At 45.2% G+C, this 23,310-nt stretch carries 19 protein-coding genes; 11 read left to right on the plus strand and 8 right to left on the minus strand.

Annotated elements, in window-relative coordinates:
* Positions 1-365, plus strand: a 365-nt coding sequence (locus ACFOGI_RS04245) for a DnaD domain protein (protein ID WP_390268918.1), incomplete at its 5' end; no start/stop codon positions are given.
* 228 nt (positions 366-593) lie between these two features.
* Complete coding sequence (locus ACFOGI_RS04250) at positions 594-2,360, plus strand: hypothetical protein (RefSeq protein ID WP_390268921.1); 1,767 nt, start codon at positions 594-596, stop codon at positions 2,358-2,360.
* A gap of 271 nt (positions 2,361-2,631) precedes the next feature.
* Here ACFOGI_RS04250 and ACFOGI_RS04255 read toward each other — a convergent pair whose 3' ends face one another.
* Positions 2,632-4,263, minus strand: coding sequence for a flavin-containing monooxygenase (locus tag ACFOGI_RS04255; protein WP_390268924.1), 1,632 nt, complete (start codon positions 4,261-4,263; stop codon positions 2,632-2,634).
* Positions 4,260-5,195: an alpha/beta hydrolase gene (locus ACFOGI_RS04260; protein WP_390268927.1), complete on the minus strand. Its 936-nt coding sequence runs from the start codon at positions 5,193-5,195 to the stop codon at positions 4,260-4,262. The genes ACFOGI_RS04255 and ACFOGI_RS04260 overlap by 4 nt, the downstream gene beginning before the upstream one ends.
* A 135-nt stretch (positions 5,196-5,330) precedes the next feature.
* Here ACFOGI_RS04260 and ACFOGI_RS04265 point away from each other — a divergent pair, with 135 nt between their 5' ends.
* A complete protein-coding gene (locus ACFOGI_RS04265) occupies positions 5,331-6,020 on the plus strand; it encodes a response regulator transcription factor (RefSeq protein WP_390268930.1) in 690 nt (229 codons plus the stop codon).
* Positions 6,021-6,160: 140 nt separating this feature from the next.
* Here ACFOGI_RS04265 and ACFOGI_RS04270 read toward each other — a convergent pair whose 3' ends face one another.
* The gene (locus ACFOGI_RS04270) at positions 6,161-6,973 is read right to left on the minus strand and encodes a 5'-methylthioadenosine/adenosylhomocysteine nucleosidase (RefSeq protein ID WP_390268933.1); all 813 of its coding nucleotides are present in this window, start codon (positions 6,971-6,973) and stop codon (positions 6,161-6,163) included.
* 489 nt (positions 6,974-7,462) lie between these two features.
* Between ACFOGI_RS04270 and ACFOGI_RS04275 the strand changes: the two genes are divergently transcribed.
* Positions 7,463-8,305: an Ltp family lipoprotein gene (locus tag ACFOGI_RS04275; RefSeq protein WP_390268935.1), complete on the plus strand. Its 843-nt coding sequence runs from the start codon at positions 7,463-7,465 to the stop codon at positions 8,303-8,305.
* A 93-nt stretch (positions 8,306-8,398) separates the two neighbouring features.
* Here the strand turns inward: ACFOGI_RS04275 and ACFOGI_RS04280 are convergent, their stop codons facing one another.
* A complete protein-coding gene (locus ACFOGI_RS04280; protein ID WP_390268938.1) occupies positions 8,399-9,172 on the minus strand; it encodes an acetoin reductase in 774 nt (257 codons plus the stop codon).
* Positions 9,173-9,519: 347 nt separating this feature from the next.
* On the opposite strand from ACFOGI_RS04280, the gene ftsZ reads away from it, so the two are divergent.
* Entirely contained in the window at positions 9,520-10,701 is a 1,182-nt protein-coding gene (gene ftsZ / locus ACFOGI_RS04285) for a cell division protein FtsZ (protein ID WP_390268941.1), read from the plus strand.
* Positions 10,702-11,191: 490 nt separating this feature from the next.
* Positions 11,192-12,616 carry an MFS transporter gene (locus ACFOGI_RS04290; RefSeq protein WP_390268944.1) on the plus strand — a complete coding sequence of 475 codons (1,425 nt, stop codon included), beginning with the start codon at positions 11,192-11,194 and terminating at the stop codon, positions 12,614-12,616.
* 359 nt (positions 12,617-12,975) lie between these two features.
* Here the strand turns inward: ACFOGI_RS04290 and ACFOGI_RS04295 are convergent, their stop codons facing one another.
* On the minus strand, positions 12,976-14,082 hold the full coding sequence (locus tag ACFOGI_RS04295; RefSeq protein ID WP_390268947.1) for a 5-methyltetrahydropteroyltriglutamate--homocysteine S-methyltransferase: 1,107 nt from the start codon (positions 14,080-14,082) through the stop codon (positions 12,976-12,978).
* 299 nt (positions 14,083-14,381) lie between these two features.
* On the minus strand, positions 14,382-15,425 hold the full coding sequence (locus tag ACFOGI_RS04300; protein ID WP_390268950.1) for an NAD(P)/FAD-dependent oxidoreductase: 1,044 nt from the start codon (positions 15,423-15,425) through the stop codon (positions 14,382-14,384).
* A gap of 159 nt (positions 15,426-15,584) precedes the next feature.
* Between ACFOGI_RS04300 and ACFOGI_RS04305 the strand changes: the two genes are divergently transcribed.
* The 4 genes from ACFOGI_RS04305 to ACFOGI_RS04320 are packed head-to-tail and all read left to right on the plus strand — an operon-like array spanning position 15,585 to position 19,309.
* Entirely contained in the window at positions 15,585-16,442 is an 858-nt protein-coding gene (locus ACFOGI_RS04305; protein WP_390268953.1) for an ABC transporter ATP-binding protein, read from the plus strand.
* Positions 16,378-17,289: an iron-hydroxamate ABC transporter substrate-binding protein gene (locus ACFOGI_RS04310; protein ID WP_390268956.1), complete on the plus strand. Its 912-nt coding sequence runs from the start codon at positions 16,378-16,380 to the stop codon at positions 17,287-17,289. Before ACFOGI_RS04305 ends, ACFOGI_RS04310 begins: the two co-directional genes overlap by 65 nt.
* Before the next feature lie 18 nt (positions 17,290-17,307).
* The gene (locus ACFOGI_RS04315; protein ID WP_390268959.1) at positions 17,308-18,309 is read left to right on the plus strand and encodes a FecCD family ABC transporter permease; all 1,002 of its coding nucleotides are present in this window, start codon (positions 17,308-17,310) and stop codon (positions 18,307-18,309) included.
* Positions 18,302-19,309 (plus strand): FecCD family ABC transporter permease, encoded by a 1,008-nt coding sequence (locus ACFOGI_RS04320; protein ID WP_390268962.1) that lies wholly within the window; start codon positions 18,302-18,304, stop codon positions 19,307-19,309. Before ACFOGI_RS04315 ends, ACFOGI_RS04320 begins: the two co-directional genes overlap by 8 nt.
* 107 nt (positions 19,310-19,416) lie before the next feature.
* On the opposite strand, the gene ACFOGI_RS04325 is transcribed toward ACFOGI_RS04320, so the two are convergent.
* Positions 19,417-19,857 (minus strand): CHRD domain-containing protein, encoded by a 441-nt coding sequence (locus ACFOGI_RS04325; protein WP_390268964.1) that lies wholly within the window; start codon positions 19,855-19,857, stop codon positions 19,417-19,419.
* Positions 19,858-20,033: 176 nt separating this feature from the next.
* Here ACFOGI_RS04325 and ACFOGI_RS04330 point away from each other — a divergent pair, with 176 nt between their 5' ends.
* Positions 20,034-21,836: a LysM peptidoglycan-binding domain-containing protein gene (locus ACFOGI_RS04330; protein WP_390268967.1), complete on the plus strand. Its 1,803-nt coding sequence runs from the start codon at positions 20,034-20,036 to the stop codon at positions 21,834-21,836.
* 114 nt (positions 21,837-21,950) lie between these two features.
* On the opposite strand, the gene ACFOGI_RS04335 is transcribed toward ACFOGI_RS04330, so the two are convergent.
* Entirely contained in the window at positions 21,951-23,297 is a 1,347-nt protein-coding gene (locus ACFOGI_RS04335) for a bacteriocin secretion accessory protein (protein ID WP_390268970.1), read from the minus strand.
* Positions 23,298-23,310: the final 13 nt, after the last annotated feature.

Below are 23,310 nucleotides of genomic sequence, written 5' to 3' on the forward strand. Positions count from 1 at the left end.
GGTCATTTTCTTGTCCGGGGTGGATCAATAAGATGGCAGAGGTGGATCCAACCTATGTCCTTCTTCAGTATGTGAAGGGGATTCTGAAGGCATGGAATCAAAAGGGAATCAGGACGGTCGACGAGGCTGAAATGGAGGAGAGGTCTTTCCGGCAACAGGAGAAGAGAATGTCCAGTCATGTCCAAAACCGGCAGAACGAGGAGATTGTGCCCGATTGGTTCAGGGATAGGAACAAGTTATCCGTTGAAAAAACCGACTCGATTGAGACGGACACCGGTGAAGACAGTGAGGAAGTATCGATTGAAATTGAAAGGCTGCTCGCCAAGGTCAGCGGAAAAGAAGAAGAGTCTCATATTGTGAGTTAGGAGTTTGGTGATAAGTACTAAGAGCTCGCCTCTACATGAGTATAGTATAAAGATTATTCATTTAACCCCTCTATTAACACCAGTAGTACTAAAATATTGAAGTTGAAGATTTAATTAGCAAAAATTACCATGAATAGGTAACTGATAATGTGGTTTTTCGATCAAACTTCTTTGGTTCTTGGTTTATAAATGATAAAATGTTAGAAAATTCAAGAATGAGGTATGTAAATGATTGATAGACTCATATTAAGTGAAACAGCTTACTTTTATAATCTTCAGCAGAAATTAAACAATAATTTTATTAAGCATCTTTTCATTGACATTTCAAGAAAAAAATCGGGCCCCTATGCTACAAAAATCATTAATCAACAATACACAATATCTGGAAAAAACCTAACATACTCATTATGTATTTTTAAATATAAAGACACACCAAACTTTCTCGACGATGAAGGCAATGAAGTGGAGATTAAATTTGCCTACCTACTATTAATTCAATACTCAGGTATGCTAGTTGTGAATAAAAGGAATGTAAGCAGCTTAAATTCTAAATTAGAAAAATATATTACAGATGTAGATGTTACCACTATTTCAAGGTTGTTTTTGAATGAGAAAACTTCTTATGAAAAGTTTTCTTTAAGAAATATGGATATTAACGATAAAGCAATACGTAATCGAAATATTGAAGCAAATGACTTACGAATTTCCTATAACCCTATTTATTCAAGCAAATATATACTTAATAATATGCGTATAAAAGATGGAAATAAAAAGATATCTTTGGGCTTAAGTACCTCAAAAATTAATAGGTTAGGTAAAAAAGTAGCTATAGAAGATTATTTTGAATATGTTATTGACGTAGTAGACAGGATTGAAAGCTTTGAATTAAAGGAATCCTATTTAGATAACTTTTCAACTCCTATACCTACAGAAAATCTTATAAAAGAGCTAGAGCCTAAAAGTATACTATTTTTATTTAATGACTTATTAAATGATTTCGAAAACGGTATGATCGATGATGTAAGGTATGGAAATCCTGACAACGGAAGAAGCATAGACCTGCATAAATACTTAGAGGAATTTAATTCCTATTGTGAAATACTAAAAAAAGATACTCGCGGAAATGCAATACACAGAATTGTAAACTCAATTGATAAGAGTTTAATTTTAAAGAAAAATAAGACTTCCATAACCCTAGGGTGTAAAAAACTGAGAAAAATCTTTCTTATTTATAATGGGGAAACTATTAATTTACAAGAATATCTAAATAAGAATCAAAGCTTTATCGTTACATTTTCAGATATGGAGATCGTTTATTCAAACAAGAAACTATTTAAGGATAATAAACTCCTACAGAACCTTGACTCTTTTTTGGAAGTTTTAGTGCCATACGATGAATTAACATCAATAACAGCTGAGAAAGGTAATACTTCTAAAACTTCGTCTAAATTCGAAGAAAACACTCTATTCGATTTTATTGAAAGTAATATCGCTTACGATATAGATTATTTAATATGTGATGATTTAGGCAATGAATTTGCAGATTTTATCTCTATATTAGATTCTAAAAAAATAAGTTACTATCATGCAAAACATGGTAATTCCCAATTATCAGCATCTGACTTTCAAATTGTCATAGGACAAGCCATAAAAAACATTGGTAACATGAATATGTCACCTAATGACTTGAAAAGAAAAATTGAAAGATGGGGCGGAAAAATATCTGGAACAAATATCCCGTTAATTAGAAAGGGAAATTCTACTGAAGAAGTTCATGTAGCATTCTCTAAAACTCAAGACTCTCCCAACTCGATGTTAGAAATTTTTATTGTTGTTAACTTTTTATCAAAATCTCGGTTAGAAGAAGAATTAAATAAATTAAAAAATGGGGACTCAGCTCAACACCAGGTAATTCAAATATTGTGGTTGTTATCCTCTTTTATTTCTACGTGTAAGGAAATGGGGATAATAGTGCATATAACGTGTTTACCATAGATAATCCGCTCCCTTGAAGAAAGGGAACGGATTATTTTTAATATGTTGCTAATCATAAATTCTTTCTTCCATTTACCATCACTTTGGTAAGTTTTTCCTAAACAGGTTTGAGCATGATGGACTCCGCCTGTTACACCAGGGTTGAACAGTAGATCGGCTGCTGTAAACTTTAACAACTCTCTTACACAGTTCAATGCTGGTTCCAAATCCAGGGTCCTAATCCAAAAGCATGCCGGTCACCAACCTTCATCTATCAAACCATCCCCCCACACTATATCTTCTGCTCGCTAAGACTATTTAAGGTAAAGCCTTTATAGCCATTGGACGCAACATCCTCACATATATTGCGATACGGTCCGACGCCGCCAAGGTAAATGGGGAAGCCGCGTGGTTTTCCGTCTATGTTAGCTCCGGTGTACCAGGAATCAGTCTGGACGAATAGTGTTTGCTCCGCTACTTCCCGGCAATGTTGGCTCCACTCTCTCTCCGCTTCAGCTTCTGCTTCAGCGCGAGTCATGTTGTGTTCATCCATATACTGAATGAAATCATGGATCCACTCTACATGCTGCTCGATGGATACCGGCATATTCGACAACACCGAAGGGCTCTCCGGGCCGGTAATGGTGAACATGTTCGGGAACCCATTGAGGGCAAGCCCAAGATACGTTTGAACAGACGATCCTCCAGCCCACTTATCATGCAGGCTTGTGCCATCCCGGCCACGGATATCCATTTTCAACAGGGTTCCGGTCATTGCATCATAGCCTGTCGCAAACACGATGATGTCCAGCTCATGTTCCTCCGCGCTCGTCTGTACCCCTCTTTCCGTGATTTCCTCTATCGGATGCGCTTTGACATCTACCAATGAGACATTATCACGGTTGTACGTTTCATAATAATCGGTGTCTAAAACCGGCCGTTTCGTGCCGAAATAGTAGGTCGGCTTCAGCTTCTCAGCGATTTCCGGATCTTCGACAATCTCACCGATCTTCTCCCGGATAAAGCTGCTTACCGATTCATTGGCATCGGCATTCACCATGAAATCATTGTAGGCATTAAGCAAATACAGACTGCCTTTATTCCAGGCCTCTTCAAAAATCTTCTCCCGCTTTTCCGGTGGATCCTCTAATGCCGACCGTTCTCCTGGTGGGATGGCCAACCCAGAATTGGAATGACGCATCGAGTCGCGCAAGTTCTCGAAATCCCCTTTTACTTGCTCGATATAGGCCTGATCATACGGATGATTCTCGGCCGGAATGCTGTATTGGGGTGTCCGCTGGAAGACCGTCAGATGTTCGGCCTCCTTCGCAATCATAGGAATGGATTGAATACCACTGGATCCCGTGCCAATGATCCCGACTCGTTTGCCTCGGAAGTCGACGCCTTCATGCGGCCAATTCCCGGTATGATACCAATCCCCTTTAAAGCGATCGATTCCCTCAAATTGCGGCAGATTGGCGGTGGACAAACACCCGACACCTGTAATAAAGAATTGGGATCGAACCGTTTCCCCATCGCCCGTTGTCACTTCCCAGCTGTTAGAGGCTTCATGGAAGTGGGCGGAGGTTACGCGTGTGCCGAACTCGATATCACGCCGCAGGTCAAATTTATCAGCCACGAAGTTCAGATAATCCAAAATTTCCGGCTGTGTCGGAAACCGTGAAGACCAGCTCCATTCCTCATACAGTTCTTTTGAAAAGGTATAATTGTAATAAATGCTCTCGGAATCGCAGCGGGCACCTGGATAGCGATTCCAATACCAGACGCCGCCGACATCATCACCCGCTTCATACACCTTCACCGAATAACCGGCCTCCCGCAACAAATGCAGCATATAAAGTCCCGAAAAGCCTGCCCCCACAACTACAGCATCATAATCGACATGCTGCTGCCGAGCCCTCATAGCGTCGCTCCTTTCTTCAAAAATTGGCCGATGCGTCCAACCGTCTTTTTAATACGGTCGGCAAAGAAGATCATATTGGTGAAATAACCATGGACCAACCCATTTTCACAAACATACGTGACGTCCACACCTGCATCCTTCAGCCGTTTCGCATAGGCTTTGCCCTCATCCCTGAGGACATCATTTTCGGCCGTGGCCACAAATGCAGGCGGCAAACCCGATAGTTCCGGTGCTTTCAGTGGGGATACATACGGATTTGTCCGGTCTTCATCCCCGCGGATATAGTGCGTGCCGAACCATTTCATCAATTCCCGATCCAATCCGTACCCTTCTTGAAACTGTTCATAGGATGGTGTGTCATAACCGAGATCTGTCACCGGATAAATGAGCAGTTGTGATTGAATGCCGGTATCTCCGTCCTCTTTCGCCTTCATAGTGACTGCTGTCGCCAAATTTCCGCCAGCACTATCGCCCCCGACAATGATATTGTTGCTGATTCCATTAATGGCCGTACTATTTTCCCGTGCCCATTGATACGCTGCATAGGCATCATTCAATGGAGTCGGAAATGGATGCTCTGGTGATAACCGGTAATCGACATTGATCACAACATGCTCCGTATGGTTGGCGAGCAACCGGCATGTTGCATCAGCTGTCTCCAGATCACCAAGTACCCAGCCACCACCATGATAATAGACGATAATCGGAAAAGGCCCCTCTCCCGCTGGTGTATATACCCTGGCGTTTATCTTTTCGCCATCACCAACCGGAATCCTCCGTTCTTCCACATTCGCTACAGGCGCCAGTTCCACTTCCACTGGTGGTGCCTGTGCCATCATCTCCCTCACACTTGGCGGGTCCATTTTGTAAAATGCCGGCATCTGAGTAAACGCTTTCAAATATTCCTTCGCGCTTTCATCTAAATGAGTCAAAAAACCACCCTTTCATGGAATCAATATCTATCGGCTGAGCTTCATGAATGCCTTGTAAATAGTTTATAATATTGTTTATAATTAGTATATTCCCACAATTTAACCGGGACATCCCCCTAAATAGGAGGTAATAAGATGCCATCAGCTACTACCATTTTAGGAAGCGTTCAGGCATTCGAGAAGATAACCTCGCATGAAGAACAGCTGCAGCAAGCCCTGAAAACCTATGTAGACCTGTTTCCTGTCACCAATGGCTATCTGTTCAGATATTCGCCTCTGGGCTATTTAGCTGAAGGAATTATTGTCATCGAAGATCATCAACTATACAGTGCCAGCTCTATCCGTGATGACATCCGCTCCATTCCCGGAATCTACACAGCCATTTATGAACGCCAAGCCAAATATTACACAGGGGCTGAGTACCTCAAGCAAATGGGTACCAAGTACGTTTTCACTGCAACAGCGGGACTCGTCATGCCCATCACGATCAATAACATTGTCATCGGCTATATCATCAGCAACACCTTTACAGATGATCAGCAGATTGACACCAACATGCTTGCCTCCATCACCCTCTACGGACAGACCATCGGCAAAGCACTTTATCAGCTTAACGGCAGGCAAAAGTCGAACGTGTTAAGCAGAAGGGAAATGGAAGTCATGCATATGATTGCCAATGGGGATACCACCAAGAAAATGGCCGACGACCTGGACATAAGCGAATTCACGATCAACCAATATGTTCAAACAGCGATGCGAAAGCTCGGCGTACAGAACCGTACACACGCTGTCGCCGAATTATTTCGGAGAGGCATATTGACTTGACCATTCCGTAAAATGACAAAAGCGCCGTATCACTTTTTCTGATACGGCACTTTCGTATGCTTTGTTTGAGCCCGCCAAATGGGTACGAATCTCTTCCTCTGCCCCATCCATTCCTCGAGAATATCGGACTCTAGCTGTTCCTACATCCCCTTCAACATTTCTTCAATCACATGACTGGAATTGTTCGCTGCTTCTTCTACAAAGTTTTCTTGGATGCCGGCAGCTTCTTCCCCTGCATCATCGGAAGCTGAGCGGATGACGACGTACGGAATTTCATTCAAGTAGGCGACTTGTCCGACGGCCGCACCTTCCATCTCGACTACGTAAGCATCAAATGTTTCATAGATCCATTCCGTCTTTTCTTCGCTTGCGATGAATTGGTCCCCTGTCGCAATCGGTCCTTGGAAGACATCAACATAATCAGGAAGACCTTCCGTTGCTTTCTCTGCCAGCTGAATCAAGTCTTGATCCGCTTCGAAATACCTTGTGTCCATGTATGGAATTTGTCCCGGTTTGTAATCTTTGGCGGTTTCGTCCATGTCATGATGGACGGTCTTGGTGGAGATGACGATGTCTCCGAGACCTAAATCAGGATGGACCCCACCTGCTACGCCAGAGTTGATCAATGTATCTACTCCAAAATCACTGATAAGCATTTGAGCTGCGGAGGCTGCATTCACTTTCCCGATGCCTGATTTCACCAGGACAATCGGCTGCCCTTCCAGAGTTCCTTCGTAAAAGGTCAATTGTCCTTTCTCCGTCGTCTCTTCCACTTCCATATGCGAGTGGAGGATGTCGATTTCCACTTCCATCGGGCCGATGATTCCTACTACATTTTCTTCTTCCTCTTCAGCAGCCGCTTCTGTATTTTCAGCCTGGTCCCCACAACCTGCCAGCAAGAGAACCAACATTACGCTTCCGATTAAACTTCCTAGCTTCTGTTTTACACTCATGTCATTTCCTCCTGTTAAGTAAAATACGAACAATAGATAAAATATAATTACTAATGTACGTATTTTATTCTACACAATTCCTTAATTTTTGCCAACCCCTCTTTTATAAATTGTTTAAAAACGAATGATGGTGACTGAATACAGATGCATGTCCCGGCCATTGGACGCATTGCCTGTCTAATCCCATCATGGAACTGGGTCAGGCCTTCTGGAATATTACAAAACTATGACACTGATTAAGCTTACCTTCTCATCATCAAGGTTGTGCTTCTCTTTGCATCCCCACCCTTCCACTTTTGCCTTAACGGCAGAATTCATTGGGATTAAATGGGAATAAATGATCAGCCGATCAAATTGATCGTAAATTAGAATGATTAGTGAAATGTAACTTTTTCAAGAAAATATATTACAAGTAGTTTACAAATGTTACAGATGGCACTATGATGAATAGGACTATATAACTAAAGAAGAAATCAGGGGGAAAATAGATTGAGTACTTTATTCATTATAATCGGGTTGTTCGGATTTCTCGGCTTCGGCTTTCTGGCCATCGTCAGCATATTTAAGAGGAACGGCCTGACCAAGAAGCGCTTCATTAAAAGTGGTGTTCTATTCGTTGTGATGATCGTCGGTATATCAATGACGGATTCCGGTGATGGGCAAGAGACTGCATCGAACGAAGCTGATGCTGAATCGGAAGAAGTAGAAGAGGAAGAACCGGAGGAGGAACCGAAGGAAGATCCTGAAGAAGAGTCAACAGAGGAATCTGACGGGGAATCTAAAGCGGAGCCTAAGGAAGAATCTGAAGCAGCATCAAAAGAAGAACCAAAAGAGGAATCGAAAGCCGTATCAAAAGAGGAGCCTAAAGAGGAACCTGCGGCAGAACCGAAAGAACCGGAATTGACTCTTTCCCAGGAAAACGCAGTGAACCAAGCGGAGAGTTACCTTGCCTATACGGCATTTTCAAAACAGGGGCTTATCGAGCAATTGGAGTATGAAGGGTTCAGCAACGATGATGCGACCTTCGCAGCGAATAACATAGAAGTCGACTGGAGAGAACAGGCTGTCCTGGCTGCTGAAGATTATATTTCCTATACAGCATTTTCTGAGCAGGGACTGATTGAACAGTTGGAATATGAAGGCTACAGCACAGAAGATGCAACATACGCCGTGGAGAACATGGATGTCGACTGGAAAGAGCAGGCCGTTCTGTCTGGTGAAAATTATCTTGACTATACCTCTTTTTCACGAAGTGGCTTGATCGAACAATTGGAGTATGAAGGATTCAGCACAGAACAAGCGACATATGCAGTGGATCAAATCGGTTTGTAAGAAAGATGGAATAGATGAAGGGGAGGATGGAAAACCATCCTCCCCTATTTATGTAAAGCAAGAGGTACCCATATAGATACCTCTTCATCTCTCTTATCTGAATACAATTCCGCCATCGGTGATGATGGACTGCCCAGTTATATAGTCGGAGTCGTCCGATGCCAGGAATGATACAAGGTTTGCGACATCCTCCGGTTCTTGGGGTCTTCCCAGAAGGATACCTCCGGAGAATTCTTTGAATGCGTCCCCAGGTTCCATGTGATCATAGTATTTGACCATTTCTTCGTCAATCCTGTCCCACATGCTCGTGCCTGCAACACCTGGGCAATAGGCATTCACTCGAATATTGTCTGAGGCCAGTTCTTTGGCAGCTGATTGGGTATATGAGCGTACTGCATGCTTTGTAGCAGAATAAGTGGATAGCATTTCATACGACTCATGTCCAGCTATACTGCAAGCATTGATGATTTTACCTTTCGTTTTCTGTTCGATGAACTGTTTAGCAGCTGCTTGCGTTCCAAATACGACACCGTTGACATTGATGGAAAATGCTTTGTTCAACTGTTCTTCATCAACGTCCAAAAATGGACTGACCACATCGATACCAGCATTGTTCACAAATACATCAAGCTGCCCGAAGGCTTCTACTGCTTTGGATACTAAGTTGAACTGGTCGTCTCTTTTCGAAACATCCCCTGTTACAGCAATGGCTTCAATACCATCTTTTTTAAATTCTTCTAATGTGGAATTCAGTGTCTCTTCGTTAATATCATTCAATACAATGTTGAATCCGTCTTTTCCCAGCCGCTGGGCAATTCCTTTACCCAGACCGCCGCCGGATCCCGTCACTACTGCTACTTTTGCCATGTAATCTCTCTCCTTTTACTGATCCATCATTTATCATTAGTTCTTTAGAAGCATTCCATTGATACTATTCCCTTCCATCGACAAACCAAACATCCTGATGATTGGATTGAACCTGTTTTAAGGTTACCAACAGATTACATTTCCAATAAAAACCAGATCACCATATGTACGTATACAATCCTTTTTGATAACCTTCATACTGTGGTAAAGTTAATACGATGGTAGTATGGAATTGCTTACAAGCAAACTAGTATTGATAGAATGTCACACGGGTATTTCCTTGCCCGGCAAAATAGGGGAAGAATTACATCAATCATCGAAATATTACATAGTGGGAGGAACTGAGAATGTTTGAGTTTGATTCAAATATGGAGCAGCTGGCATCGATAAAAGTCATCGGGGTAGGCGGAGGCGGCAATAATGCCGTGAACCGTATGATCGAGCATGGAGTGGAAGGTGTTGAGTTCATTGCCGTCAACACCGATGCACAGGCACTTCATCTCTCCAAAGCGGAAGTGAAACTGCAAATAGGTGGAGAGCTTACCCGAGGGCTCGGTGCCGGGGCAAGCCCAGAAGTCGGAAAGAAGGCGGCAGAAGAGAGCCGGGATGAAATCGAGGCAGCCCTCCAAGGCGCTGACATGATTTTCGTTACAGCAGGAATGGGTGGAGGAACAGGTACAGGTGCAGCGCCTGTCATCGCGCAAATCGCCAAGAACCTGGGATCCTTGACACTCGGTGTGGTTACCAAACCATTCTCCTTCGAAGGAAGAAAGCGGTCGACACAAGCGAAGTCCGGCATCGATGCATTCATCACGGCAGTTGATACACTGATCGTCATACCTAACGACCGCCTGCTGGAGATCGTGGACAAACACACCCCAATGCTGGAAGCCTTCCATGAGGCAGACAATGTACTAAGACAAGGGGTACAGGGCATTTCCGACTTGATCGCTAAACCAGGCCTGATCAACGTCGACTTTGCCGATGTAAGGACCATCATGCTCGATAAAGGATCAGCCTTGATGGGAATCGGAAGTGCTACCGGAGAAACTCGGGCGACGGAAGCAGCCAAGAAGGCCGTTTCCTCTCCATTACTCGAGACTTCCATTGATGGTGCGCGCGGAATTCTGATGAGCATTACCGGCGGAGCCAACCTGAGTCTCTTTGAGGTACAGGAAGCTGCCGACCTGGTCACTTCAGCGGCAGACAGTGAAGTGAATGTGATCTTCGGTTCCGTCATCAATGAGGAACTGAAGGACGAAATCATCGTGACCGTCATTGCTACCGGTTTTGATGAAAATGCCAAACAGGCAGAAACGCAGCAAAGACAACAGCGTCCGGACATCAATGACCATCAGCAAGCAGCTAGCCGTGAGCCGGAGGAAGCCCCACGGGAAACGTACGAGTACCAGCAACAACGGCCACAACGGCGGCCACAGCCACAGCAGCAACAGCAACCCGAACCAGAGGAAGACTCCCTGGACACTCCTACTTTCTTGAGAAACAGGAGACGAAACCGCAACCGTTAATAGATGAAGATAAAGCAAATGACCGGTCCCTATCAGACTGGTCATTTGCTTTTTGTATGGAGCAGCGGCCATCATACCCCAAGAAAAGCCCACCCACTCCCTCTCTTGCAAACAGGGTTGGTGCAATTCCCACCTAGCTTCCCTCAAATGTGAATGATCCCGATAGATGGTACTAATCTATATATTCCATCATAGATGACAGTAAATTTTTTTAACCGGATACAAAAAAGCGCTTGCACATTATAGCGTTTTCATATAATATGAGTTTATAGAAAATTAATTTGTTGATTAAACAAACTAGCTTGTAGACGCCCTCTGATCAATCATTTTTACCAAAAGTTCTCTCCAGGATTTTTTGGTTATTCAAGCAAATAGTCCTGCCTTTTATGAAAGCGTTCTAGTAGTTTGAACAGTGATCCTATTATTTTGACGAAACTGTTGATTAAGGAAGATATGAAAGACTTCAAGAGCAATAATGGAGGGATTCATCATGGAAAGCATGGAAAGAGCGATAGAAGTAAATGGACCAATGGAAAGTAATAAGGAGCCGGTTCGCCCATTTGGTATGCGAGATAAGATTGGATATTTATTAGGGGATTTTGGAAACGATTTCTCTTTTATTCTAGTAAGTACATTCCTGATGGTGTTTTATACTGACATCTTCGGGATCAGTGCGGCAGCCGTCGGTACTCTATTCTTGGTTGCACGGATGTGGGATGCGGTAACCGATGTTCTATGGGGACGTTTTATCGACTCCAGAAAGACAACGCCAAAAGGGAAATTCCTTCCTTGGATTTTCAGGATGTCGTTCCCGCTTGTCATTGCGAGCGCTTTAATGTTTCTGCCTATTCCAGGGATGTCTGAAGGCTTCTACCTTGCATATGCCTATGTAACCTATATTTTATGGGGGATGTTATATACATCTGTCAATATCCCGTATGGTTCCATGGCTGCGGTAATCTCCAGTGATTCTACCGATCGTACATCCTTGTCTGGATGGAGAACAATGGGAGCAACGTTAGCGAGCCTGGTCATCAGTGCTGGTGCACCATTATTCGTTTTTGTGAATAACGAATTGTCTGCAAGCCGGATGTTCATGACAGCAGTACTCTTTAGTATTCTAGCAATTTCTTGCTATATGGGTTGTGTAAAGTTAAGTACCGAACGGATTCAAACACCAGATAAAAAGCCAGGTGAAACACTTAGCTTTGGAAAAACAGCCAAAGGCCTTGTGAAGAATACTCCATTAATCACGATCTTGGCAGCATCCCTTATATTTTTGATGACCATGATGCTTGTCATGTCCATAAACGTTTATTTGTTCAAAGATTATTTTGGTAACGCAACCGCATTGAGTATATTTACCATTCTCCAGACTGCTGCGGTGTTTGGTTCTATGCCAGCATTGACACCAATGGTTAAGCGTTTTGGCAAGAAAGAAGTTGCTTCTTTCGGCATGCTGCTTGCGGGAAGTGCATATCTTACACTGTATTTTATGTCAACCACTTCCTTGGCTGTGTTCTTCGTAGCCAACTTTCTAGGCCTTCTAGGATTCGCGTTGTTCAACTTGATTATTTGGGCCTTTGTTACAGATGCTATCGACTATCAAGAATACCTTACGGGAACCCGAGAAGATGGAACCATATATGCTATCTACTCATTCGCACGAAAAATGGGACAGGCATTTGCAGGTGGTCTAACAGGATTTGCGCTTACATTCGTCGGATATACGGCATCTGCCTCGCAAACACAGGAAGTAAAAGACGGAATCTATACGGTAGCCACCTTAGTACCTGGCGTCATGTACCTGCTTGTGTTCTTGATCCTCGTATTTGTGTATCCGTTGAACAAAAAGCGCACCAAACAGCTTGAAATTGATCTAGCTGAGAAGCGCGAAGCAACAGTGGGAAACTAAGACGGACAAATCCTGCTTAGATAGACAAGTCCATTAAAAAGACTTCCATACAGTAAAAAAGAATTTGAAATAAAGAAAAACCGCCACATGGCGGTTTTTCAGCTTGTAGAGAAACCCCGTGGTTTTCTACAAGTTTTTTTCTGGCCTCCAGGAGCACAGACCATTCCCTTTCCGCGGACGAACGCCCGAGTCTCCTCGTGAAAACCCACACTGCGGGGTCTCGGATCGCCCGTTTTTCCGCAGGAGTGTCATGGTCCTTTGCTCCTTAGTCCGAGGTTGAAACCGAAAAAGACTCTTCTCCACCTGGCCCACCACCCTAGCTAGGTGGAGGGCAACCATTGGTACTGGGGCCGTTTTAGTTACTTCCAGACATCGTTCGCTACGTCAACAATCAACTTCAATTTATCCCATTGCTGTTCTTCGGTCAGTTTGTTGCCAAGATGTGTGGAGGCGAATCCGCATTGCGGGCTCAGGCATAGCTGTTCATGTGGTACATGGTTTGCTGCCTCTTTGATCCGCGCCTTGATTTCGTCTTTATCTTCCAGCTCTCCATTTTTCGAGGTAACGACACCAAGGACGACTTTCGCGCCCTCATTCGGCACATGGTCGAGTGGCTTGAAATCTCCTGAACGGTCATCATCGTATTCCAGGAAGAAACCGTCCACGTTCTCTTTTGCAAACAAGGTCGGTGCAATGCGCTCATAACTTCCTTCAAATGCGTAGGTGGACCGGTAGTTGCCCCGGCATAGATGGGTGGTTACAACCAGGTCCTCCGGCTTGTCTTCCAATGCCAGATTCACTACACGCACTGCCAGGTCGATCAATTGCTCACTGGAATATTCATCACTTTTGTTTGAATGATAGTTATCAGAAGAAAGCCCTGCAATATGGACGTCATCCAATTGCAGATAGCGTACACCTGCATCATAGAATGCACGGATGGCATCCTTGTATGCTTGTGCAACATCCCTTGCAAAGTCTTCGATATCTGGATAGATTTCCGTATTGCGGACCCCTGTTTCAAACAATTGGTTCGGACTCGGGATGGCCTGCTTCGGAACGGCACGGTCGCCGACAATTTCTTTGAACTCGATGAAATCTTTGATGAATGGATGATCTGGGTTGAACGAAACTCTGCCGGTATTCCGGATATGGTACCTTTCCGTTTCAATCCCGTCGAATTCATAGCCTTTTTCTGTCACATACCCTTCGATCCCATTCAGATGTTCCAAGAAATCGAAATGCCACCAGGTACGGCGGAATTCCCCATCCGTAACAGCTTCTAACCCGACTTCGATCTGCTTGTCCACAATGCGTTTGATTTCCTTTGTCTCCACTTCACGCAATGCCTCTGCAGAAATTTTTCCCTCTTTATAATCCGCTCTAGCCTTATGTAGGTTATCAGGACGCAGCAAGCTGCCTACATGATCCGCTCTGAATGGAGCCTTCAAGATGGTTTTTGTCATGGTTTATCTCCCTCTTTCTTTCATTTTTTAAATAATTTCTTCTTATAATGACCATAGCATAGAAGAATCGCTATAGCGTAACACTTAATAACTATCACTCGTTATAGCTTGAAGCTATATTAGGGAGGAATTCTTCTGTTAAAGCCAAACGCATCCGTGAAAAAAATGAATTGTAACCAACTTTGACATCTCTGGCTCCACGCATAAAAAAAACACCCCAACAAAGTGGGGTGCCATCCATCATATCGTGCTATCCTCGTGGCCTGCCTAACAGCTTGCTATAATCCACTCGGCCAGCGTTACACCGTACCCAGCATCTCACGGATCATCTGCTTGTTCCGCTCATCGAACTGTTCATTATGGGAGGAAACCAAAGCTGTGGCCGCAGCGGACGGGTCGATATGATTCTTCGCGCTGTTGACGGCATTCACTGCATCTTGGAATGCTCCGACAAGCAGGTTCACTTTGCCTTCGTAGGATATATTATCCCCGGCCGCAAATATCCCTTCTTGGCTGGTACACCCTTGGGCATCTCCACTGTAAAAGCCATCCTCGGTCCGCTCCATCGGAAGATTGTCAGAGGTGTCCAGGGAGTTGTCCTGATGGTAACCATGATGGACCAATACATGGTGCACTCGCTCTTTTGAAATTTCACCGGTCCAGACATTTTCCAGTACGGCCTCATCCAAGTGGCTGCCAGCACCCTCCAGCGACCGGATGACCGTATTCCGCAAGATGACGGCATTGCTGTTTTCCAGCTTTTCCACCTGGGCTTCATGTGCCCCTGCTTCTCCTTTGCGGCACACCAGAATCACTTTTTCAGCAATATCCACCAGCTCCACCGCCCAGTCTATCGCGGCATTGCCTCCTCCGGATATCATCACGACCTTATTGTGAAGGGACTTAAGGGAAGGCATCCTGTAATGGAGGTTGTTCCCTTCAAACCGGCTGGCTCCCTCGATCTCGAGACGTTTCGGCGTGATGATCCCTCCCCCATTTGCCAGAATGACCGACTTGGAATGATGCTTACTCCCGTCATCCGTTGTGATGACAAATTGGTTGTTGCCATCTTTTTCAAGGAAGTCCACTTTTCTGTTCAAAACGACGGCCGGATTGAATGTCAGAGCCTGTTCTACCAGCTGCTTGGCGAACACAGCCCCTGTGACAGGAGGCTGTCCTCCTGCATCCCAGATCATTTTTTCCGGATATAATGTTACCTTTCCGCCAAGTGATGGCTGTGCTTCCAAAATTTTCGTTTTCATTCCACGCAATCCACTATAAAAGGCTGAGTACAGACCCGCAGGCCCTCCACCAATAATGGTGACATCGAATAGTTCCTTCATGATACGTCTTCTCCCATCTATGTATTGACTATTTTTTTAATTTTCATTTGACAGCAAGCGGTTTACTATTTACTATCTAACTATGTAATAGATAATGATAATCATTTTCAATTATCATACCATGAATATTATAAAAATTACATAGGGAGGGTTGGATTAATGCGATTGACCGTGGAAGATGTCCGGGTCGGCTATGAAGACAAGACGATCGTCCATGATCTGAGCATGTGCATCCCGGATGGCGAGATCACCACCATCATCGGTTCCAACGGCTGTGGCAAATCCACGCTTTTGAAAGCGATGACCAGGGTGATTGCCCCTCAAGCCGGACAAATCATGCTGGACGGGAAAGCGATTGCCCAGATCAATACAAAGGAACTAGCAAGACAGCTTGCTTTTCTTCCGCAAAATCCAGACAGTTCCAGTGGCCTTCTGGTGGAAGAATTGGTCTCCTATGGCCGTTTCCCCTACCAAAAGGGATTTGGCAATCTATCCAAACAGGATAAGGAAATCATCCAATGGGCGCTAGACGTCACCCAGACAGAAGCGTTTCGCGGCCAGCCATTGGATGCCCTGTCAGGTGGCCAACGGCAGCGTGTGTGGATCGCCCTGTCATTGGTTCAGGATACGGATATCATCTTCTTGGATGAACCCACTACCTACTTAGACATGGCCCACCAGCTGGAAGTGCTGGAATTGCTCCAGAAGCTGAATAAGGAAGAAGGCAAAACCATCGTCATGGTACTGCATGACCTCAATCAAGCTGCACGCTTCTCGGATTTCGTGATCGCACTCTCCAATGGCAGGCTGATCCAGGCCGGGAGTCCAGAGGAGGTCATCACACCGGAAGTTTTGAAAGAAGTATTCCAAATAGATGCGGTTATCGGGAAGGACCCGCGAACAGAAAAACCGATGTGTATCACCTACAATCTATTAAAAGGAGAGAAAAATCATGAAAAAATGGATATTTCCCATGCTTATCCTGCTTACCCTCATCTTGGCAGCGTGTTCCAGTAATGCGGAAACAGGCAGCGAGGATGAAACAGATGACACCATTACATATGAATCCGAAACAGGACCGGTCGAGGTGCCGGCAAACCCTGAGCGCGTTGTCGTACTGTCCTCCTATGCCGGGGATCTGATCAAGCTGGGAGTGAATGTGGTCGGTGTCGATTCCTGGTCGGCTATGAACCCCAATTTTGAAGAACACTTGGAGCAAGCCGAAGTAGTTTCCAATCAAGACTTGGAGAAGATCATCGAGTTGGAACCTGATTTGATCATCGGCCTGAATAACATAGAAAATGCCGACAAACTGAAGGAAATCGCGCCGACCGTTCTGTTCACCTATGGCAAAAACGACTATCTCGAGCAGCATATCGAAATCGGAAAAGTCGTGAACAAAGAAGAAGAAGCGAGGGAATGGGCAGAAGACTTCAAGGAACGTGCCGCAGCCCTGGGTGAGGATATCAAGGCCAAAATCGGGGAAGATTCTACTGTCACAGTGATTGAAAACTTTGAGAAACAATTCTATCTCTTTGGAGACAATTGGGGCCGTGGGACGGAAATATTATATCAAGCGATGGACCTGAAAATGCCAGAGGCGGTAGCCGAAGTCGCCATGGAACCAGGATACTTTGCCATCTCCCAGGAAGTCTTGGGTGATTATGTCGGCGATTATGTGATTTTGAGCTTGACCAATGACCAGGACACATCGTTCTTGGAAGCCGATTGGTATAACAATATAGACGCGGTTGAAAAGGGGAACGTCTTCCAGGCAGACGCAAAAGCCTTCTATTTCAATGATGCTCTGAGTCTCGAGTATCAATTGGATTTCTTTGAAGAAAAATTTCTCGGTACCGAGTGAAGCCAGGGAACTGACGAGATGAAAAAGGTCCGTTCCCTCCCCTTCCCATTGTTATTGCTTACAGCTTTGCTGTTATTGTTCCTGAGTTTCTATGCCGCCCTCACATTCGGTGCGGCAGACACGACCTTCCGGGATGTCTGGCATGCCATGATCGGAAAGACTGGTGGAGATTACTACTCCGTCTTGCAGGAAATTCGCTTCCCACGGGTGATTGCAGCCTTCTTTGTCGGCAGTGCCCTGGCCGTTTCAGGGGCCATCATGCAGGGTGTCACCCGCAATCCGCTTGCAGACCCAGGCTTGCTCGGCATCACGGCAGGTGCTAATGCAGCCTTGGCGCTGACCATGGCACTTATCCCGTCAGCATCGTACCTTTCGATCATTATCGCCTGTTTCATCGGAGCTGCTGTCGGAATGGGGATTGTCTACGGGATTGCCGGGTCCATGAAAACGGGTCTTTCTCCGCTGAAACTGGTATTGGCAGGGGCTGCCGTCACAGCCTTCCTACAAGCACTGGCGGACGGAGTGGGGATTCTTTTCCATATATCCAAAGATGTGTCCATGTGGACTGCTGGCGGTCTGATCGGAACCACTTGGCAGGCACTCTTGGTCGTTCCTGTCATCATCGCCGGCCTCCTTGCCAGTATTGCTCTCAGCCGGCATTTGACGATACTGAGCCTGAATGAAGAAGTGGCTGTCGGACTGGGCCAGAAAACCGCCTTGCTGAAAACCTTGCTCATGGGAATCGTGGTCCTCCTTGCTGGAGCTGCGGTGGCCCTGGTTGGAAACCTTGCATTTGTGGGGCTCATCATTCCCCATATTGTCCGGGGGCTGGTCGGTTCCGACTACCGGATGATTGTTCCCATGTCCATCGTGGCAGGCGGGCTGTTCATGGTTATCGCAGACCTGGTCGGGCGCACCCTGAACGCTCCATTTGAAACCCCGGTTGTTGCGATTGTGGCCATCGTCGGTCTACCGTTCTTCTTATTATTGGTACGTAGAGGAGGACGAGCATTTGGCTGAACAGAAACAGAAAAAGCAAAGAAAATGGATAGCCATTCTTGTGGCCATCTTGATCGGGGTGTTTACCTGCAGTGTCTCCTTGGGAGATTCCACCCTGTCCATCTGGCGTATCGTCCCGACGCTATCCGGGTTCGGCTCGTTCAAAGAAGAATTCATCCTATTTTCCATCCGCCTCCCCAGGTCCATTATCCTAGCGCTTGCGGGAATGGCCCTGGCCATGTCCGGTGCATTACTGCAGAGTGTGACCAGGAATGACCTGGCAGACCCGGGTATCATCGGGATAAATGCCGGGGCCGGTGTGGGAATCACCATCTTTTATCTCTTTGTACAGTCCGATATCCAGCACTATGCCTATGTATTGCCGATGGTCGCCTTCCTCAGTGCGATCATTACGGCTCTCTGCATTTACTTTTTTTCCTATGAAAAAGGAAAAGGGATCCAGCCCGTCAAACTCGTATTGGTCGGTGTCGGCTTTGCCTCTGCTCTCTCGGGATTGATGATGCTGCTGATTTCCTCTGCAGAACGCAGCGATGTGGAGTTTGTCTCCCGATGGCTCGCCGGCAATATCTGGGGAACAGACTGGCCATTCATCCTGGCGCTGCTTCCATGGCTCCTTGTTTGTCTGCCGGTTATCTTTTACAAAGCGAACACGCTGAATATCCTGGCAATGGGTGAGCCTAGTGCGATCGGATTGGGTGTCTCCCTGAACAAAGAAAGATTTCTCCTGATCATCATCGCCGTTGCCCTGGCAGCCGCAGCGGTATCCGTGACAGGAGGAATCAGTTTCATCGGGCTGATGGCACCGCATATAGCAAAAAGCCTGGTAGGACCTAGACACCAGTCATACCTCCCTATCGCATTACTGATGGGAATGATTCTGTTGATCGCAGCAGACACCATCGGCCGGAACGTGTTGGTATCTGATACGATTCCAGCAGGGATTGTGGCAGCATTCATCGGCGCCCCTTATTTCATCTATCTGTTAATGAAATCGAATTGAAGAATAAAAGAAACCTGGACATTTCTTCTACGAAGGAGGATGGTCCAGGTTTTTTTTCTGTCAATACTGCTCAGCCGATAGATTCCCCATCTTTTTGGCTAAGTTACCTAGTATCGTCTATGGTGCAACGGAATGATCTGCCCTCTGATTTCCCCACCAGGATTTTGTTCGGTATGGGCATTCACATACGTCAATTCTTTACGCATCAACATCAGCAGGTCCTTCACATCTCTTACACCTACATCATTGGGAACAATGTCCTCATCTGTAATGACGCCTGTAATTACCCCTCGGCGAGTGGTTATCCCATTCTGCTCTTCCAGTGTCGCCAGATCGGCGCCAAAAAGGAAGGCGAGAACAGGCCCATTCTCATTGCGGGCTCCAAAGTGAATATGCGCTTGGATGAAGTTTCTGATCTGGTTGACTTCCAGCTCGAACTTGATCTTTGTACAATCCCTGTTGGCGACAAACTCAGCTGTTCCGAAAGCATCTGTCCTTACTGGAGGTACTTCGTTCGCACCTTCCAGATGAGCAATGAATTTCTCCATCAATTTCACCTCCTCCCTACACGGTATGTAAAACGGAAGGACCATGTATAGGTGAGGGAAATCAATAGCTGTAAAAGCAACATCAGCCTTGGAAGGGATGGTGTTGGCGTCCTCTATATTCTAATGCGAAATCCATGTACATAAACTAGTCAAGACCATGGATAAGAGGTGATCGCATGCAAATGTTTTATACGGTGCAGCCGGGGGTCACCGTCTACTTAATAGCCAATCGCTGGCAAGTGCCGCTCCCATCCCTTATTGCTGCCAACCGGTTGGTGTCGCCTTATACGATTTTCATCGGCCAACAGTTGTCGATGCCTCCAGGTGTTACGACCTATCTGGTGCAGCAAGGAGACACTGTTTACAGGATTGCACAGCGCTACCGCATTCCCCTGGCATCCATCATCCAGGCCAACTCCTTGCAGCCGCCCTATATCATCCAGCCGGGACAAGTGCTTACCATCCCTGAAGGTGTGCCTTATTATGTCGTCCAGCGGGGAGACACCCTTTATGGAATAGCTGCAAAATTTAACGTCCAAACAGAAGGGGGCATTCTGCCGCAATTGATCCGCACGGTGAATCAATTGCCATCCGATACGATTTATCCGGGAATGAACCTTGTCATCCCGTATGCCCCTCCAGGCGGGGATGGACTCCTTGCCTATACAGCTGTACAGGGAGGAAGCTTTGATATATGGCTGTACAACCCGCGGAATGGATCCAGTTCCCGACTGACGAATGGGCTTGGTGAGCAGTACGCTGAACCGTTTTGGTCGCCCGACAGCAAGAAAATAGCCTTCATTGGCAGAAACAAAATCGTGTATGTTGCTGATGTAGAAACAGATTCGATTGCCCGGATCGACCAAATCAGCCCCTACACCTTGCTGGATTGGTCTCCTGACAGCACGCAACTCAGCTATGTAAAGGGTAATCAGATCGTACTTTACGATATACATGCACACAGTGCTCGAACCCTCGACCAGCCTGGTGCAAGTGATGTCCAGTGGTTCCCTTCAGGAGATGAACTGCTGTTCAAAGCAAATGATGCGAACGGAACCCCTCAGCTTTATCGGATTCAGACCGATGGCATGAACAAAAGGCAAATCACCCAACTGGAAGAAGCGTCTTTTTTTAATGTGCGTCTTTCTCAAGATGGCGCTTACGCCCTTTTCACCGGTCCGGGAGTGAGTGTTTCCTTGGTGACAACAGTCGATATCTCAACAGGAGCGATACAAACACTTCCAGGCGGCCCTCTTGGGAAGAATTACAATCCCGAATGGTCCCCGGGTTCAGAGCAGATTGCATACAGTGCCACCTTTTACGTAAACGGCTATTATTCCTACATTCAAACGGATGACCGGGCCGGCAGGAACCTCCAGACTTGGGCCATTGCCGATTGTTTCAGTTCGGATGTCACCTGGTCGCCCAATGGAGACAAAATCGCCTATCTCTCCGGATGCCGACAAGCTATGGGTCCGAACGAAGCATGGGCCTTGGACGTTTCCCATCCCGTTCCAATCCGACTATTTACAGCAGATGCGATTTCCTATCTTAAATGGTCGCCATCCCAAACAGCACGCAAGAAGACATTTCGCAGTGACGTCTACCAAGTATCCCTACGCTACCCAGCCGACTGGCAGCAAACAACCGCTGAACGATTTGAAGGACCTGACGGATTTTTTCAAATCGGGGCCATTCTTTCCGAAAGTGCGCTGGAAGAAGTATGCCGGAATGAAGCCTACCATCCATTAGAACCTTATGGATCCAATCCACAGATTGTGGCGACAACCCACCTCGGTGAAGACGCCTGTATCATCCTTCCATCAGACGACCAGCCGCCTGAAATGAACCAACAGGCCGCCTTTATCACGGCCTATCCGGAATCGATCATGATCAACGACGATACGTACAACTACTTCATCCTTTGGGCTGATCAGGATCATATCAGGGAAATATCCAGTGAACTGGAATTTCTTTGAGTTGGCGTGAATTAACCGGAATACAAAAAAAAGAAGGTGCAACTAAAAAATCTTAGTTACACCTTCCCCCACGTCGGTTATCAACTTAAAACCTTCTGACCTTTAGAATAACCCTTAGAAAATTTTGTCCTTAAAGTAATTAAAATAGGTCTTTTCTCCAACGATTAATGATACTTCTCCGGCTAATCCAAAACGTAAAGGAGTACTTTCTGGAATTTCAATTACGGACCCTTTAACTTGGTAGAAAACCCCTTTTTCTGTTTGAGTGCTGTTACTGGCGATTTCAGTGATTTTCCCACGTAAGGCTTTTTCAGAGACACCTTTTACATCGAGAGTAAACGTAAATTGCATTCCCACCTCTACGTTGGTCATATCAGATGCTGGTATAGCAGTAACAATTTCAACCGTATCTTTTTCTAGGTTAGGTAAAATCTCTGCCAGAACAGTGCCTTCTGTAACAGAAGAAGTAGATTTATACTCCTCATTGATATGTATAATGCCATCTGACTTTGCCACCACTTTATTTTTCTCAGAGAGAACTTCCATCTCATTGAGAGAGCTCTGATTCGTCGTTATTTCATCTTCCACTGCTTGAATTTGCGATGCTATTTCCGCAAGCTTTTCGCTTTTAGTTAAATCATTCTTTGATTGAGAAGTTGAGATTTGCTGATCCAAGCTACTAATTGAAGAAGAGTTATTACTAATTTCCAACTCAAGATTCAGAATTTCTCCCTCTATATTATCAATTTGAGAATCCAAATTACTTAGAATACTCGTTTTCTCTCTTTCTTTATCTAAGGAAGAGTTTATCTGTTCACTATAGAAATCAAACTGATTATTGATTTTTTCACTTTCGGTATGGAACGAATCATCATTATTTTTAAGCGCTTCTCTTAAGCCTTCAGTATTAGAGAGAGTTTTCTTTTTGTCCTCGAGCATGTTACTTATCAATTCATTCTCTTCTTCTATCGATTTCTCTGTACCCGTAAGTATTTCAACTATGTCCTCGTTGTTTTCTTTTTTTTCAAGGAAATTATTCACTATTTCAGAGTATCCAAAAGGGTCATCGCCTTCAAAATAATTGACTTCGTTCGTTATACTTTCTTTCAGTGTATACAATTCCTCTTTCTGTTCATTTAACTCGTCAAGTTTAGTTTGAATCTCTTTTTCTTCTCTTTTCATTTGTTTTTCATCGAATACCAATAAAGTATCGCCAGTCTTCACTTCTTTATTTTCTTCTAAAAAGTTATCCACTATTTCACCCGAATTACTAGCCTGTACTAATTCGGTCTCTGTCGGTTCTAATAAACCAATTGCATCCACCGTAACTTCTCTGTAACCAACAAATAGAAAGATACATACAACGACCAATAGTAAAATTACAGGATATAGAATGTACATATAGAAATGGCTATGGCTCTTCTTATAAATAGAAGAGTTATCCTTCCAATTATTTTCCAACTCTAATGCTCCT

The organism is Virgibacillus xinjiangensis, assembly GCF_042643145.1.
Taxonomy (GTDB): domain Bacteria; phylum Bacillota; class Bacilli; order Bacillales; family Amphibacillaceae; genus Virgibacillus_O; species Virgibacillus_O xinjiangensis.

Bases quoted from the DNA above. Each gene is read 5' to 3' on its own strand.
- ACFOGI_RS04250 (WP_390268921.1), top strand. From the start codon at position 594: ATGATTGATAGACTCATATTAAGTGAAACAGCTTACTTTTATAATCTT.
- ACFOGI_RS04255 (WP_390268924.1), bottom strand. From the start codon at position 4,263: ATGAGGGCTCGGCAGCAGCATGTCGATTATGATGCTGTAGTTGTGGGG.
- ACFOGI_RS04310 (WP_390268956.1), top strand. From the start codon at position 16,378: ATGAAAAAATGGATATTTCCCATGCTTATCCTGCTTACCCTCATCTTG.
- ACFOGI_RS04330 (WP_390268967.1), top strand. From the start codon at position 20,034: ATGCAAATGTTTTATACGGTGCAGCCGGGGGTCACCGTCTACTTAATA.
- ACFOGI_RS04270 (WP_390268933.1), bottom strand. From the start codon at position 6,973: ATGAGTGTAAAACAGAAGCTAGGAAGTTTAATCGGAAGCGTAATGTTG.
- ACFOGI_RS04265 (WP_390268930.1), top strand. From the start codon at position 5,331: ATGCCATCAGCTACTACCATTTTAGGAAGCGTTCAGGCATTCGAGAAG.
- ACFOGI_RS04315 (WP_390268959.1), top strand. From the start codon at position 17,308: ATGAAAAAGGTCCGTTCCCTCCCCTTCCCATTGTTATTGCTTACAGCT.
- ACFOGI_RS04295 (WP_390268947.1), bottom strand. From the start codon at position 14,082: ATGACAAAAACCATCTTGAAGGCTCCATTCAGAGCGGATCATGTAGGC.
- ACFOGI_RS04280 (WP_390268938.1), bottom strand. From the start codon at position 9,172: ATGGCAAAAGTAGCAGTAGTGACGGGATCCGGCGGCGGTCTGGGTAAA.
- ACFOGI_RS04325 (WP_390268964.1), bottom strand. From the start codon at position 19,857: ATGGAGAAATTCATTGCTCATCTGGAAGGTGCGAACGAAGTACCTCCA.
- ACFOGI_RS04290 (WP_390268944.1), top strand. From the start codon at position 11,192: ATGGAAAGCATGGAAAGAGCGATAGAAGTAAATGGACCAATGGAAAGT.
- ACFOGI_RS04300 (WP_390268950.1), bottom strand. From the start codon at position 15,425: ATGAAGGAACTATTCGATGTCACCATTATTGGTGGAGGGCCTGCGGGT.
- ACFOGI_RS04305 (WP_390268953.1), top strand. From the start codon at position 15,585: ATGCGATTGACCGTGGAAGATGTCCGGGTCGGCTATGAAGACAAGACG.
- ftsZ (WP_390268941.1), top strand. From the start codon at position 9,520: ATGTTTGAGTTTGATTCAAATATGGAGCAGCTGGCATCGATAAAAGTC.